Annotated in this window: 9 protein-coding genes and 3 pseudogenes; 3 read left to right on the top strand and 9 right to left on the bottom strand. The window is 61.4% G+C overall.

Going from position 1 to position 15,708, the window contains the following annotated elements; all coding sequences use genetic code 11:
* Nucleotides 1-20 precede the first annotated feature (20 nt).
* Entirely contained in the window at nt 21-254 is a 234-nt protein-coding gene (locus EC919_RS24775) for a hypothetical protein (protein ID WP_133776934.1), read from the top strand.
* 169 nt (nt 255-423) lie between these two features.
* On the opposite strand, the gene EC919_RS24770 is transcribed toward EC919_RS24775, so the two are convergent.
* The 4 genes and pseudogenes from EC919_RS24770 to EC919_RS24760 all read right to left on the bottom strand — a co-directional run bounded on the left by EC919_RS24770 (nt 424) and on the right by EC919_RS24760 (nt 2,682).
* Nucleotides 424-1,041 carry a DUF1349 domain-containing protein gene (locus EC919_RS24770; RefSeq protein WP_133776933.1) on the bottom strand — a complete coding sequence of 206 codons (618 nt, stop codon included), beginning with the start codon at nt 1,039-1,041 and terminating at the stop codon, nt 424-426.
* A 45-nt stretch (nt 1,042-1,086) separates the two neighbouring features.
* Nucleotides 1,087-1,419, bottom strand: a complete 333-nt coding sequence (locus tag EC919_RS28005) for a DUF7693 family protein (RefSeq protein WP_432213849.1) — start codon at nt 1,417-1,419, stop codon at nt 1,087-1,089.
* A 57-nt stretch (nt 1,420-1,476) separates the two neighbouring features.
* A pseudogene (locus EC919_RS27505) lies at nt 1,477-2,085 on the bottom strand (histidine phosphatase family protein); the annotation flags it as partial.
* Between the two features lie 90 nt (nt 2,086-2,175).
* Complete coding sequence (locus EC919_RS24760; protein ID WP_133776932.1) at nt 2,176-2,682, bottom strand: nucleoside 2-deoxyribosyltransferase; 507 nt, start codon at nt 2,680-2,682, stop codon at nt 2,176-2,178.
* Between the two features lie 163 nt (nt 2,683-2,845).
* On the opposite strand from EC919_RS24760, the gene EC919_RS24755 reads away from it, so the two are divergent.
* Nucleotides 2,846-4,507 carry a VRR-NUC domain-containing protein gene (locus EC919_RS24755; RefSeq protein ID WP_133776931.1) on the top strand — a complete coding sequence of 554 codons (1,662 nt, stop codon included), beginning with the start codon at nt 2,846-2,848 and terminating at the stop codon, nt 4,505-4,507.
* 1,015 nt (nt 4,508-5,522) lie between these two features.
* On the opposite strand, the pseudogene EC919_RS24750 reads toward EC919_RS24755, so the two are convergent.
* From EC919_RS24750 to mfd, 4 genes and pseudogenes are all read right to left on the bottom strand, one after another.
* Nucleotides 5,523-7,655 (bottom strand): annotated as a pseudogene (locus EC919_RS24750) (DEAD/DEAH box helicase); the annotation flags it as partial.
* 62 nt (nt 7,656-7,717) lie between these two features.
* Nucleotides 7,718-8,231: pseudogene (locus EC919_RS28000) on the bottom strand (SWIM zinc finger family protein); the annotation flags it as partial.
* 13 nt (nt 8,232-8,244) lie between these two features.
* Entirely contained in the window at nt 8,245-8,781 is a 537-nt protein-coding gene (locus tag EC919_RS24745; RefSeq protein WP_133776929.1) for a CsiV family protein, read from the bottom strand.
* Nucleotides 8,782-8,790: 9 nt separating this feature from the next.
* Nucleotides 8,791-12,255 carry a transcription-repair coupling factor gene (gene mfd, locus EC919_RS24740; protein WP_133776928.1) on the bottom strand — a complete coding sequence of 1,155 codons (3,465 nt, stop codon included), beginning with the start codon at nt 12,253-12,255 and terminating at the stop codon, nt 8,791-8,793.
* A gap of 169 nt (nt 12,256-12,424) precedes the next feature.
* Between mfd and EC919_RS24735 the strand changes: the two genes are divergently transcribed.
* A complete protein-coding gene (locus tag EC919_RS24735; RefSeq protein WP_122538023.1) occupies nt 12,425-13,888 on the top strand; it encodes a glyceraldehyde-3-phosphate dehydrogenase in 1,464 nt (487 codons plus the stop codon).
* A 371-nt stretch (nt 13,889-14,259) separates the two neighbouring features.
* Here the strand turns inward: EC919_RS24735 and EC919_RS24730 are convergent, their stop codons facing one another.
* Complete coding sequence (locus EC919_RS24730) at nt 14,260-15,552, bottom strand: MFS transporter (RefSeq protein WP_065989595.1); 1,293 nt, start codon at nt 15,550-15,552, stop codon at nt 14,260-14,262.
* Between the last annotated feature and the right edge of the window lie 156 nt (nt 15,553-15,708).

Below are 15,708 nucleotides of genomic sequence, written 5' to 3'. Positions count from 1 at the left end.
TCACCTACGGAGCGTCAACGATGCAGGTACAGATGCAGGTACAGATGCAGGTACAGACAAGCCAGCCGGACATCCACGCAATGACCTGGTTGGCACACGATGGCGAGCATTTCGGCGGCGACCAGTCGCCCCTCAACGACGCCGATTCCGACGAAGACCGCGACCCCGAGGGCGAACTGGACCTGAGCGAACTGGACCTGGATGAGTTTGCTGACGCTGACAAGCTGGACATCAGTTCGTCTAATCTGGAATAGGCGAGGGCGTTGGCGATCGACGGTTGGAGACATCAGTCTCGTTTAAACACCACTGCTCTGGGAAAAACGCCTCGATAAATGCAGTTTCCACTTATCGAGGTGTCCTGGGAGATGAGACCACTGCAGAAACAGAGCGGTACCGTGACGGACATGCCTCCCCGTCATCAGATCAGCTCAAGTCATGAAGCTCTCGTTCCAGAGGGCCGATCAACGACCACTCTGAAAACCTGACCTGCAACCCTTGTCGCTGGGGTGTGCAGCAGATCGGGCCTACCCGATAAGTGTCCGCTTCAGGGAAAGGTGCAAGTCTGAGCAGGGGCCAGCTCAGACCATCTGTTGAGTACTGCAAACGAAGCACGCCTTTGGCAACGGTCATGCGAAGCCAAAAGTCCCGCGGATCTCCAGAAAAAAAGCCGGGTGCCCAATCTGACTGACCCCGAGTGATGACGCTGCTGATCATTGCATTGCCGTCGTTAAGCTCGATTCCCGCCTTGACCCAGGTTTGCTCGTCGATCCTCACCATGATGCCTGCCTGGTCATAGAGCTCGCGGAAGTCTGCATTGACTCTGACCTGGGCCGTGAACCCTCCTTTGGCTGTGAACCCCAGGAAGTGGCCGCTATCGCGCACGAATCCATAGTAGGTTTCACGCCAGAAATCGGTCTGGTCGTCAGTGACCACCTCCAGTGACTGATCTGCCAGCACGCGATAAAAGCCGGGCTCATTGACCCACTCCGCAGCTCCCCAGACCGACTCTCCAACGTTCTGATTCACGTCATCCACCAACATTTCATCTCCCCGAGGGTAAGCGTGCAGCAATCAACCCCGTCTTCATCACAATGCTTTTAACAACCGCTCCAGTGTCTGATGCTCCCACGTGCTGAGCAACGCAACCGGATCTGTACCAGAGCGATCTCCAGAATGGAATGACCAGCGGCGTCCATCGGCGCTGATGCATTCGTCGCAGTAGTCGAGCGTATCGCAGTCGTTGAAGAGGGAGACTTGCCAACCGTCTATATCAACCAGGAAATGGCCCCCATGAATCTCTGCCCAAGAGGCCGTGCCTACCCTGGACATCGTCCGTTGCTCGAAGGTGACCTCTCGCAATACCTGCACTATCTCTCTGGCAGAGAGTTCAGATTGGGCGCTTTCGATAACGCTGCCCACTCGGTCTTGTGCGCGACGAGCTTCGCCCGCTGAACGCTCCCTAGGAGACGAGCGGACCACTCTCCAGTCAGAGCCGTCTGGATGTTTCGAGAGGATGTAGCCACCGCAGTTGGGAACGTGGTTCTCGATCTCATACTTGCGCCATTGCGCCATAGCCTGGCCGTCTATGATCTGTGGCTTATGCTCGATTACCCAAGCGACGGCATTGATAAACTGCCCGTGAGAAAACACTGCTATATCCTGCGCGGGATGCTCTGCAAGTCGATTCAGGAAAGATTGAGCTCGATGTATGAAGTCCCGGAACGACTCTGCACCGGCACCATCCACATACGCGGCATCTGACCTCGACCAGTAAGCGTGGACCCACGTCCGGCGTTGGTCGAGAGTCGTATTCGCACATCTGGCAGGTTCGAGATAGGTGAACTCGTGGATGAGCCAGGTTTCGAACGGGCTAGCGGGTGAGGCAGCTACGGCTGCCTTCGCAGTCGTCTGTGCTCGAGCAAACGGCGAGGCGATGATCAGATCCGGCGCATGTGTAAATGACGCGGCAGCCAGGCGTGCTTGCTCCACGCCCTTCGGTGTTAGGGGAATCGTAGCGTGATCCGCACTGGCGGCCCCGGCGTTAGCGGTACTTTCCCCGTGGCGAAGTAATCGGACATGCTTGATCAAGCGGCACTCACTCATCCATCCGCGTCCTCTCGTTGGCTAAAATACACGGAGTCATACACCCCAGTCATGGCCGCTTGCCTAGCTGGATCACCGGTGGCCAAGCCACGTAGCCAACGCTTCGATTGCCTGTTCCGCCGTCTCGCTGCTGCCCGCCCAGGTACACGCCAGCATCAAATTGCGCGGCAGACCGAAATCTTCCACCTGAAACCCCTGCTCATCGAAGCCCGCCGCATCATTGGCGATCTGTTCGCGCAACGAGCCCTTCGCCGCGAAATACGCCCACACCGGCTTGCCCAGCGCAACGGCCATGCCCACTTCGAAGGCCGTACCTGAATCCGGCTCGGCGCCGCGAAACGGGTTTAAATTGGCCAGCACCCCGTCGCAGCCTTTGATCATCGCGATATTGGCGTTGCAAATGACCGCGGCGGCTTCTTCAGGCCTCAGCCCTTCCGGCACTTCGTTGTCAAAAGGGTACAAACCCTCCAGACCGTGCCGGTCGCAAAGGGCTTTCAGATAGCGGCCGTACTCGATGGCGTCGGCGCGAAACACGTCGAAGCCTGCGAGATAAACGAGGGGTTTGCCGGCGGAAGGCATGGTGATCTCCTGAGCAATTCGGAGAGCGAGTGTAGCGGATGGGCAGGGCCCGTTGATCCGCGCCGTTGATCGGGCCGGCGTCATCCTACAGCAGGCGGGGCTGGAATCTGTACGGATAACCAGTATCCTGACGCTCTTCCGTCAGCCGTTACGTGACCTCGCCGTGAGCCTTTCCCCCCTCGACAATCCGTTTTACTACCTGGAAAACTTCCGTCAGGTGCTGAACTGGATCGCCCAGCGCTACGACGACTTGCTCGACGATGACGAGCGCCGTTTCATCGACGACTTTGCCCAACTGCCGCAACCTGCACAGGCTTTGCTGGTGCGCATGGTCATGCGCAAAGGCACGCTCTTTCGCGCGAGCAAGCTGGATTACGCTGAAATCGGCGATGTCCGACTGGCCGCCGCGCCGTTGCTGGAATCCGGCTGGGTCGACGGCCAACCCCATCTGGATCTCCACGCCCTGTTTGCGCTGCTGCGCAAAGACGAACTGGGCCAGTGTTTCAAAGCTCACGGCGTCAAAAGCGCCGAGAAGAAATCCGACCTCCTGCAGCGCCTGCTGCCGATCTACGAATCGCCCCAGCGCCTGGAGCACTGGTTTGCCGGGTTCGAAGAAGTGATTTTCGCGCTGCAGGTCATGCCCCTGTGCGACCGGCTTCGCTTGCTGTACTTCGGCAACCTGTACCAGGAATGGTCGGAGTTTGTGCTGGCGGACCTGGGTATCTATCGCTACGAAAAAGTCGAATTCTCCGTCGAGTCCCGTGGCATCAATCAGCGCGCCGACATCGACATCTGCCTGCATCTGCACACCTGCCGACAGGCGCTTGACGAGGGCATGGCACTGGCCGAGCTGGCCCCGCAGGCGCTGGCGGTCAAGACCGACAATCCCTGGCTGGCCATGCGTCGCGCCAAACTGTTGTTCAAGATCGGCCAGCAGGCCGAACGGGAGCAAGACTGGCCTCTGGCGCTGAGTGTCTACGCGCAGTCCAGCTACCCCGGCGCCCGTGTGCGCAGGATCAGGGTGCTCGAACGCAGCGAGCAATTTCTCGACGCCATGACGTTGCTGCTGGAAGCGCAATCGGCGCCGGAAAACGATGAAGAGACCCAACACCTGCTGCGCATACAGCCGCGTCTGAAGCGCAAGCTGGGCGAGGGCAGCGTGCAGAAACGGTTGAAACGAACCGTCACTCGGCTTGATTTGAGCGTGCTGCCGCTGCCCGATCACAGCGTCGAACGGTTGATCCAGCAGCACCTGGCGGAAGAGGGCAGCGAAGTGCATTACGTCGAGAACGCCCTGGTCAATTCGCTGTTCGGCCTGCTGTGCTGGCGGGCCATTTTTGCGCCGTTGCCCGGCGCGTTTTTTCATCCGTTCCACAGCGCACCGAGCGACCTCTACAGCCCGGACTTCTACCAGCGCCGCGCGGCCCTGTTCGACGAATGCCTGGCGCAGCTCGACGACCAGCGCTACGAAGCGGTGATCCGCGACACCTACACCAGCAAATTCGGCCTGCAATCGCCCTTCGTGTTCTGGGGCACCCTGACCCCCGAACTGCTGGACCAAGCGCTGCATTGCCTGCCGGCGCAACACCTCAAACGCTGGTTCCGCCGCCTGCTGCAAGACATCAAAGCCAACCGCACCGGCATGCCCGACCTCATCCAGTTCTACCCCGAACAACGCCGCTACCGAATGATCGAAGTCAAAGGCCCCGGCGACCGCCTGCAAGACAACCAACTGCGCTGGATAGACTTCTGCGCCGAACACGAAATGCCTGTGGTGGTGTGCTACGTGAAATGGGCGGAAGAAAAAGTGCTGGCGGCAGGGTGACATCGGCTTCACCCACTCCGTACATCCGCAACATCGCCAGCGCCCACACTGGCCTCTTCCCGGCTAAAGCCGGTCCTACGAAAGCACCGCGTACACCCGTAGCACCGGCGTCAGCCGGAATGGACGCGGAGCATCCCGGGAAGCACGGCCACGCGGAGCGGGGGCACGATCAGAGAATTGATGGTGTCTGCACTCGCCTATTCCCGGCTGAAGCCGGTCCCACTAAAAGCATCGCGTATACCCCTTAGGACCGGTTTCAGCCGGGAATGGACGCGGAGCGTCCCGGGATGCATGCCCACGCGGAGCGGGGGCACGATCAGATAGTTGATGGCGCCTGCACTGGCCTCTTCCCGGCTGAAGCCGGTCCCACTAAAAGCATCGCGTATACCCCTTAGGACCGGTTTCAGCCGGGAATGGACGCGGAGCGTCCCGGGATGCATGCCCACGCTGAGCGGGGGCACGATCAGAGAATTGATGGCGCCTGCACTGGCCTCTTCCCGGCTGAAGCCGGTCCTACGAAAGCACCGCGTACACCCGTAGCACCGGCGTCAGCCGGAATGGACGCGGAGCATCCCGGGATGCATGCCCACGCGGAGCGTGGGCACGATCAGAGAATTGATGGCGCCTGCACTGGCCTCTTCCCGGCTAAAGCCGGTCCCACTAATCACCGTGTACGTCCGTAGGACCGGCTTCAGCCGGGAAGCCTTTGCTTTGCTTTGCTTTTGATCTTCAAACGCAGATAGTCCAAACACCGCCAATCGCGACTTTGGTGCAGGCTGAACGCAGGTCTCGCGGAGTGGGCCGAGCCGCATGGATGCGGCGAGAGCGCCGTCAGGACATGGATGTCCGTTCGGCGCGGGCCCACGGAGCGAGACCGGAGTGAAGGAACCCTGACGAAGGAAGGGCCCAACCGAGAGCAAGCACCCTTGGTTACTTGGGGTGCTTTTCCAAGTAACTCGCCGAAGGCGAAACCGAGGCCGTTAGGCCGACGCTCTTGATCCTAAAAACAACCCGCCTAGCGCTTCACCTTCTTGGCCACCGCCGGCAACGGCGCAAACAACGCCGCAATATCCTCATCCTGCAACTTCCAGTCCCCGGCCTTGCGCCCATCCAGCACACCCGCCGCCAGCGCCGCCTTCTCCTGCTGCAAATGCTGAATCTTCTCCTCCACCGTCCCCCGCGCAATCATCTTGTACACAAACACCGGCTTATCCTGACCAATCCGATACGCCCGATCCGTCGCCTGATTCTCCGCCGCAGGGTTCCACCACGGATCATAGTGAATCACCGTATCGGCCGCCGTCAGATTCAACCCCGTGCCGCCTGCCTTCAGACTGATCAGAAAAATCGAATGCTTGCCGCTCTGGAAATCCTGCACCGGCACCCGCCGATCCTTGGTCTTCCCGGTCAACAGCGAATACGCGATCCCGCGCTGCTTCAACTCCGCCTCGATCAACTCCAGCATCGACGTGAACTGCGAAAACAACAGAATCTTGCGATTCTCCGCAAACAACTCCTCCAGCATCTCCATCAGGCTGTCCAGCTTGCCCGAAGTCGACTGCCGCGGATTGACCGGCGCACTGTTGACCAGCCGCAGATCACAGCAGACCTGACGCAGCTTGAGCAACGCTTCAAGAATGATGATCTGGCTGCGCCCCACGCCCTTACGGGTGATCTCGTCGCGGACCTTCTTGTCCATCGCCAGACGCATGGTTTCGTACACATCACGCTGGGTGTCATTGAGCTCGACCCAATGCACGATTTCGGTCTTCGGCGGCAGCTCGGTGGCCACCTGCTCCTTGGTCCGGCGCAGCAGGAACGGCTTGATCCGCGCGTTGAGGTGCTCCAGGCGCTGCTCGTTGCCAAGCTTCTCGATCGGTGTGCGGTAATTGCTGTTGAACTGCTTGGCCTCCCCCAACCAGCCGGGCATCAGGAAATGGAAGAGCGACCATAGCTCGCCCAGGTGGTTTTCCAGCGGCGTGCCACTGAGGCACAGACGCTGCCGGGCGTTCAACTGACGCGCCGCCTGCGCCGCTTTGCTGTTGGGGTTTTTGATGTATTGCGCTTCATCGAGCACCAGCACATGCAGCAGTTGCTGGCTGAGCACCTCGACATCACGGGGCAGCAGGGCGTAAGTGGTCAGGATCAGGTCGTAATCCTGCAAACGCTTGAAATCCTGATGGCGCTGGGTGCCAAACAACGCCAGCACCTTCAGTTGCGGCGTGAAGTGCTTCGCCTCGTCCATCCAGTTGGGGATCAGGCTGGTGGGCATCACCACCAGCGCCGGCCGGTCGAGACGCCCGGCCTGTTTCTCCAGCAGCAGATGCGCCAGGGTCTGCAGGGTCTTGCCCAGGCCCATGTCATCGGCAAGCACGCCACCGACTTCCAGCTCGCGAAGCGCCTGCATCCAGCTCAGGCCCTCCAGCTGATAAGGCCGCAGCGTCGCATTGAGGCCTTCTGGCACCTCACCGCGCACATCCTTGATGTTCACCAGTCGCTCGGAAAACTGCCGCAGCCGGTCGCCGCCCTGCCACACCTGCGGCAGGTCGTCGAGCTGCCGCAGCCGCGCGGCATCGGCAGTGCTCAGGCGAATGGCGTTGTTGCCGTCCTCGCGCCAGTAGAAATCGCCGAGGGTCGCCAGCACCGGTTTCAGCCGTCCATAAGGCAGCGCCACCTGAATCGGCACGCCGCCGCGCTGGGTGAAATGGTTGAGCTGAACCAGCAACTGCTCGTCGTCGCGCCGCTTGGCGATGCCGCTGGCGGTCATCAATTCCGGGTGCGTGCGCAGCAGGTTGATCAGGATCGGCAGCAGGCTCAGCCGCTCGCCGTTGACGATGATCCCCAGCTCCAGATCGAACCAGTCGCGCTCCGGTTCGTCGTCAACCACGGCGTACCAGTCGTCTACCGGCGTGACGTCGAAGCCGAAGTCTTCGCTCATTTCGATCTGCCAGCCTTCGGCGCGCAGCCGGGGCAACTCGTCGAGAATGAAGCTCAGCCAGGCTTTATCGGTGGGCAGCTCGAACATCTCGCCGGCACTGTCGGGCAGCGCCTTGCTCTGCCGAGTGGCGATGCGAAAGCCCAGTTCCTGCAGCTGCTTGCGGTATTCGCCTTCACGCTCCGGATGGCGGCGCGTGCGCAATATTTCGTCCGGCAGATGCCAGAGGATGTCGCCGCCACGGCCGGGGGCGGGCACACCGGACACATAGGATTCCCGGTAGCGAAACGCCAGGGCCGCACGGTGCTGGATGTGCCGCTGCATCTTGCCGTTGCGCGGCTCGTAGGCGCTGTACTCGAAGCTGGCGAGTATCAGCCGCGGCTCGGGCTTGATGTTCTTTTCCAGGCGCTCGGGCAACTTGGGTTTTTGCTCGACGACTTTCGGCCTGCGCGCAACCGACTCGCCGTCCACCGCAGCCAGAATCCCGGGGGTGTTTTCCGGGTCCTGCAAAAAGAACAGCGCTGCCGCACAGTGTTTGCAGTTGTTTCTGACCGGGCAGGTGCATTTGCCGACAATGAAATTGCGCGTGCGCTCCGGGTCCTTGAACAGCAGCGTCTGGGTGTAGATCTCCAGGCTCGAGCCCCGGCAGACCGTGCGCACGACATCGCCGCTCAGGTGTTCAAGCATCACACGTTTCTGCCGCGCGTACTCCAGACCGCGCTCAACCGACTGCGTTTTGAACAGCGGTTCCCACGGCAGGGCGAGGGCTTTTTCCAGGTTGGACGCCACGTCTAGGCCTGCGTCAACGGAGTGGCTGGACGGGAGAAACCTTGATCAGCATGGCGAGGCTTCCGTTGTCCATATAAGTGAGTTCTCCGTTTCTGACCCGGGTGGCCTGACGCATGCGCTCGCTGGTCACCAGCACGCCGTGGCTGTCCAGCTGATTGACCCAGAAGTTCGCGTCGATGTCGGTAAAGCGCGCCAGGCTCAGGCTCACCGTGCCCTCGATGGGGAAGTGACCGAACTGCTCCTGGCCGTCACTGATCGCCACCTTGCTCGGCGTGGCACTGAGGTCCTGTTGCCAGGCTTTGTGCAGCAGCACGTTGTAGCCGTCGCTTGATTCCAGCTTGTTCACCAGCGTGTCCAGCGCTGTTGGCGTCTGGCTGTCCGCGCCTAGCGGTTGCGCCCCACCGGCCCAGTCTTCCGGCGCGGGTTGATTGGTCGCCGCCGGCTCGCCGTTCTGGCGGAACAGGATCAGTTCCACCTGATAGGCGCCATCGGCGAAGGCCGCCGGCGCGAACAGCACCAGCAGCAGGGTGAAGGAGCGGATCAAACCCATGGTGAATCCTTAAGCCGATTTTTTGGAAGGCGGTGGAGTCAAGCGCTCGAACAGCGCCTCCAGTGTGGCGAAGCGTTCCTCGGGGCGCTCCATCGGCACCATGAATTTGAACAGCGTGGCGCCTTCGAACTTGTAGCGTTTGGGCTGACTCTGGATCAGCTTGATCAGCGTCAGCGGGTCGACCGGGGTCTCCGCCGCGAATTCGATGCGTCCACCCTGGGGCCCGGCGTCGACTTTCTTGATGCCCAGTTGCTCGGCCTTCAGCTTCAGCGAGGTCAGGCGCACCAGGTTTTTGGTCGGCTCCGGCAACAGACCGAAGCGGTCGATCATCTCGACCTGCAGGTCCTTGAGGCCTTCTTCGTCGGCGGCGTTGGCGATGCGCTTGTACAGAATCAGGCGCGTGTGCACGTCCGGCAGATAGGCTTCCGGAATCAGCCCCGGCACCCGCAGATTGACCTCCGGACCGCCACCCAGTGGCTGGTCGAGGTTGGGCTGCTCGCCTTTGCGAATCGACTTCACCGCGCGTTCGAGCATTTCCATGTACAGGGTGAAGCCCACCGCCTGAATCTGTCCGCTCTGGCCATCGCCCAGCAGTTCGCCGGCGCCCCGGATTTCCAGGTCGTTGGTGGCGAGGACGAAGCCCGCGCCGAGGTCCTGGGTGTTGGCGATCGCCTCCAGACGCTTCTCGGCATCCGGGGTGATCTGCTTGCGCGGCGGCGTCAGCAGGTAGGCGTAGGCCTGGTGGTGACTGCGCCCGACCCGGCCGCGCAACTGGTGCAGCTGGGCCAGACCGAACTTGTCGGCACGCTCGATGATGATGGTGTTGGCGCTCGGCACGTCGATGCCGGTCTCGATGATGGTCGAGGCGATCAGCACGTTGAAGCGCTTGTGGTAGAAGTCGCTCATCACCTGTTCGAGATCACGTTCGTGCATCTGCCCGTGGCCGATGCCGATGCGCGCTTCCGGCACCAGTTCGGCCAGGTCCGCCGCGCATTTCTCGATGGTTTTCACGTCGTTGTGCAGGTAGTACACCTGACCGCCGCGCAGCAACTCACGCAGCAACGCCTCTTTCACGGTCGGCTTGTTCTGTTCCATGACGAAGGTGCGCACCGACAGACGACGGGCCGGCGGCGTGGCGATGATCGACAGGTCGCGCATGCCGGCCACGGCCATGTTCAGGGTCCGCGGGATCGGTGTCGCGGTGAGGGTCAGAATGTCGACCTCGCTGCGCAGGGCCTTCAGCTGTTCCTTCTGACGCACCCCGAAACGGTGCTCTTCGTCGATGATCACCAGCCCCAGGTTTTTGATCTTGACGTCGTCCTGCAGCAACTTGTGGGTGCCGATGACGATGTCGATCTTGCCCTCGGCCAGATCGGCCACGGCGGCGTTGATCTCTTTCGCCGATTTGAAGCGGCTCATCACCTCGACTGTCACCGGCCAGTCAGCGAAGCGGTCGCGGAAACTGTTGTAGTGCTGCTGGGCAAGGAGAGTGGTGGGCACCAGAATCGCCACTTGGCGGCCGCCGTGTACCGCGATGAACGCCGCGCGCATGGCCACTTCGGTCTTGCCGAAACCGACGTCGCCGCAGACCAGACGGTCCATGGGCTTGGGCGCGAGCATGTCGGCGCGTACGGCTTCGATGGTGGTCTGCTGGTCCGGGGTTTCTTCGAACGGGAAGCCGGCGCTGAAGGTGTCGTAGTCCAGCTTCGGATCGGCGAAGGCATACCCTTCGCGGGCCGCCCGTCGGGCGTAGATGTCGAGCAGCTCGGCGGCCACATCGCGCACCTGTTCGGCAGCCTTGCGCTTGGCTTTCTGCCAGGCTTCCGAACCCAGTCGGTGCAAGGGGGCGAGCTCGTCATCGCTGCCGGTGTAGCGGGCGATCAAATGCAGGTTGGCCACCGGCACGTACAGCTTGGCTTCCTCGGCGTAGGCCAGCATGAGGAACTCGGCGACCTGATTTTCGACCTCCAGCGTCGCCAGCCCCAGATAACGGCCGACACCGTGGTCGATGTGCACCACCGGCGCGCCTTCACGCAGCTCGGCCAGGTTCTTGATCACGGCATCGCTGGCGTGGCTGTCGGCGCGCTTGTCGCGGCGTCGACGCTGCATGACCCGCTGACCGAACAGCGGGCTTTCCGCCACCAGCGCCAACGCCGGCTCCTCCAGCACCAGGCCTTCGTCCAGTGGCCCGATGGTGATCGCCAGGCGCTCCTTGCTGTCGACGAATTCCTGCCAGCTGTCCAGGGTTTTCGGGCGCAGCTTCAGGCGTTCGAGCAGCTCCAGCAGCACTTCGCGGCGACCGGCGGATTCAGCGGTAAACAGCACGCGGCCGGGAAACTCGCCGAGGAATTTCGACAGCGCCGCCAGCGGCTGGCTGGCCTTGGCTTCGATCGCCAGATCAGGCAGCACCTGCGCGGGGAAACGCTCGCGGCCAACGCCGGTTTCGACATCGTCCTGGCTGGCAACTACGCGCGGCCAGTTCTTCAGGCGGGCGAAGCAGTCGTCCACCGGCAGGAACAGCTCGGACGGTGGCAGCAACGGGCGCTCCGGGTCGACACGGCGTTCTTCGTAACGGTTGCGCACGTCCTTCCAGAACGTCTCGGCCGCCGCTTCGATACCCGGCATCGAGAACACCTGGGTGTCCTGGGGCAGGTAGTCGAACAGCGTGGAGGTTTCTTCGAAGAACAACGGGATGTAGTACTCGATCCCCGCCGGCGTGATGCCGCTGTTCAAGTCCTGGAAAATCGGGCTGCGGCGGAAATCGACGTCAAAGCGTTCGCGGAAGCGCGCCTTGAACCGCGTCACGGCTTCCTTTTGCAGCGGGAATTCCTTCGCCGGCAGCAGACGCACCGAATCGACCTTGTCGATGGAGCGCTGGGTTTCCGGCTCGAAGGTGCGCAGGGTTTCGATTTCGTCATCGAACAGGTCGATGCGGTAAGGCAGTTTGCTGCCCATCGGGAACAGGTCGATCAGCGCGCCACGGACAGTGAACTCACCGTGCTCGTACACCGTGTCGACATAGCGATAGCCGCTCGCTTCCAGGCGGGTGCGCATGGCGTCGACGTCGAGCTTCTGGCCCACGTCCAGGACCAGGCTGCTGCCGAGCAGGAAGCTGGTCGGCGCCAGACGGTGCAGGGCGGTCGTGATCGGCACCACCAGTACGCCGTGTACCAGCTCCGGGAGCCGGTACAGGCTGGCGATGCGCTGGGAGATGATGTCCTGATGGGGCGAGAACAGATCGTAGGGCAGGGTTTCCCAATCGGGGAAATGCAACACCGGCAGATCAGGGGCGAAAAACTTCAGTTCCTGCTCCAGTCGCTCGGCGCTCTGGCTGTCTGCGGTAAGCAGCAGGGTGAAGCGTTTCGCGGCGCTGGCAGCCTCGGCGATGGCGAGACTCAGGGCGGCACCGGGGAGGTTACCCCAATGTTGTTTGCCTGCTGCAGCAGGCAGAATCGGAAGGCGCAGAACGGGCACGGAAGTTAAAGCTCCAGGCGTTGCGGCAAAGCCGGGGAGTGTAACTAATCCGCAGAGACGCTGTCAGTTTTGTGCGCCGGAAATTATGTAGTGCTCCAGGTGGTGAAAAGTCTGGATTGCTCATAAACAAAGGCCTGTGCATAATGTAGTCCCTTTTTTCAGCCCCTACATGTGGAAGGTTCCCGTGACTCAGAAGCCCGACCAGTGTCTTGGTGAATGGATCGATCGTGAAGCCCTCGCCGAGGCGATGATCCCGCTTATCGGTCAGCTCTACCGCAATAATAATGTGGTGAGTTCGATCTATGGCCGCAGCCTGATCAACCGTTCAGTCATCGCGATTCTCAAAGCACACCGCTTTGCGCGTCACCGCCAGGCCGACGCCAGCGAGTTGTCCGTACACGAGACTTTCCCCCTCGTCAAAGCCATGAGCGAGCTCAAACTGGGCGCCGCCTCGGTGGACCTGGGCAAGCTGGCGGTGAAGTACAAGGCCGAGGCCAATGGCCGTACCCCTGAAGAATTCATCCGCGAAGAAATGGCCGAAGTCATTGGCCAGCAGAATTCCGGCGAGCGCAAGGGCACTGACGTCGTGCTGTACGGCTTCGGTCGCATCGGTCGTCTGCTGGCGCGCATCCTGATCGAAAAAACCGGTGGCGGCGACGGCCTGCGCCTGCGCGCCATCGTGGTCCGCAAGGGCGCTGAAAACGATCTGGTCAAGCGCGCAAGCCTGCTGCGCCGTGACTCGGTCCACGGTCCTTTCGATGGCACCATCACCATTGATGAAGCCAACAACACCATCTGCGCCAACGGCAACCTGATTCAGGTGATCTACGCCAAGAACCCGGCCGAGGTGGATTACACCCAGTACGGCATCAAGGACGCATTGCTCGTCGATAACACCGGTGTATGGCGTGACGCCGACGGTCTGGGTCAGCACCTGCAATGCCCGGGCATTGACCGCGTGGTCCTGACCGCGCCGGGCAAGGGCAAACTGAAGAACATCGTGCATGGCATCAACCATCAGCAGATCACCGCCGATGACAAGATCATCTCGGCAGCGTCCTGCACCACCAACGCCATCGTGCCGGTGCTCAAGGCGGTCAACGACAAGTTCGGCATCGTCAATGGTCACGTTGAAACGGTTCACTCGTACACCAACGACCAGAACCTGATCGACAACTTCCACAAGGGCGATCGCCGTGGCCGCAGCGCCGCGCTGAACATGGTCATCACCGAAACCGGTGCGGCCACCGCTGCGGCGAAGGCACTGCCCGAGCTGGCCGGCAAGCTGACCGGTAACGCGATCCGCGTTCCAACGCCGAACGTCTCGATGGCCATTCTGAACCTGAACCTGGGGACGGCAACCACTCGCGAAGAGATGAACGAGTACCTGCGCCACACGGCGCTGTATTCCGATCTGCATAAACAGATCGACTTCGTGAACTCCCTGGAAGTGGTCTCCACTGACTTCGTCGGCTCGCGTTACGCCGGCGTGGTGGATGCCGAAGCAACCATCGCCATGGATAACCGCGTTGTGCTGTACGTCTGGTACGACAACGAATTCGGTTACAGTTGCCAGGTGGTCCGCGTGATGGAAGAAATGACCGGGGTCAACCCGCCAGCCTTCCCGAAGTAGGTTGAAAGCAGCGGTAAGCGCCAAGCGGTAAGCCGCACGCTGCAAGCTGAACCGCGACGCAAAAAGAAACGCCCCGACTGGTTCGGGGCGTTTTTGTTGGGCGCTGTGCCAGGCGTAAGACCGGGCCATGGGGGATGATCCTGCAGGTCCTGACCTGACGCGGCTTCCGGATTCAACACCGATTACCTGTAGGAGCGCGCTTGCCCGCGATCGGTGCGTGTCAGCCGCTGGATACGTTGACTGACCCACCGCCATCGCGGGCAAGCGTGCTCCTACAGTTGGCGTCGAAGCCCTGCCGAAACAAAAACGCCCCGAACCAGTCGGGGCGTTTTCGTTTTTACTTGCAGCTTGGAGCTAGCTGCTCTCGGCGATCAGCCGACCGCTGTCACACCCTGAATCCGCGTCTGACCCTTGCGGAACAGGACCAGCGTGGCGATCAGGCCCAGCACCGCAGCGCCGCTCAGCCAGATGCCCGGTGCCGCTTTGTTGTCCAGCACGTGAATCAGGTAAGTACAGGCCGCCGGCGTGAAACCGCCGAACGTCGCGGTCGCCAGGCTGTAGGCCAGGGAGAAGCCGGTGGTGCGCACTTCGACCGGCATGATTTCGGTCAGGGAAACCACCATCGCGCCGTTGTACGAGCCGTACAGGAAGGACAACCACAGCTCGACCATCAGCAGGTTGCCGAAGCTCGGGTTGGCGGTCAGCCAGGACAGGGCAGGGTACGCCGTGATGATGGCCAGAATGGTCGCCGCCAGCAGCAGGGGCTTGCGCCCGATCCGGTCAGACAGCGCGCCCATCACCGGCAGCCAGATGAAGTTCGATATCCCGACGCAGACGGTCACCAGCAAGCTGTCCAGGTCAGAGAGGTGCAGCTCGTTTTTGCCGAACGTCGGGGTGTAGGCAGTGATCAGGTAGAACGACACGGTGGTCATGACCACCAGCGCCATGCCGGCGATGACCAGACCGAAGTTCTGACCGATCGACTTGACCACTTCGCCCAGGCTCGGGCGGTGGTGTTGAGCGCGGGCTTCGAACTCAGGGGTTTCTTCCAGCGAGCGACGGATCACGAAGATCGCCGGAACAATCAGGCAGCCAATCAGGAACGGCACACGCCAGCCCCATTGACCCATGTCTTCCGGACTCAGCCAGTGGTTCAGGCCAACGCCCAGCAGGCCGGCGAAAACCACCGCCGCCTGTTGGCTAGCCGACTGCCAGCTGACGAAGAAGCCCTTGCGGCCCGGCGTGGAAATCTCTGCCAGATAAACCGAGACACCGCCCAGCTCAACGCCGGCCGAGAAGCCTTGCAGCAGGCGGCCAATCAACACCAGGATCGGTGCGGCAACGCCGAGGGTCGCGTAACCCGGCACGCAGGCAATCAGCACCGTACCCATGGCCATCATCGCCAGCGTAATCACCAGGCCTTTTTTCCGACCGTGATGGTCAATGTAGGCGCCGAGGAAGATTGCACCCAACGGGCGCATAAGGAAGCCGGCGCCAAAGGTCGCCAGCGACAGCATCAACGATGCGAATTCACTGTCGGCAGGGAAGAAGGTTTTGGCGATGGCTGTGGCATAGAAGCCATAGACCATGAAGTCAAACATTTCAAGGAAGTTGCCGCTGACAACGCGAAAGATCGCCTTGCCTTTGCCTGTGTTCGAGGCCATCTGGAATTACTCACTTAAGCTGTCTAGCTGGGGGGATCCGTTGTATTTATGCGTCCTCTGCTGCGGCGCCCGCGCTTGGCCTCGGGCACCGCAGATTTGTAACGATATGTGTAAAGCTGGCGGTTGGCAATGAGAACCCCTGCGCACCGACCACGG

The sequence above is a fragment of the Pseudomonas graminis genome (assembly GCF_004364335.1).
Lineage (GTDB): Bacteria > Pseudomonadota > Gammaproteobacteria > Pseudomonadales > Pseudomonadaceae > Aquipseudomonas > Aquipseudomonas graminis_D.
This window is presented reverse-complemented; position numbering and strand designations above follow the sequence as displayed.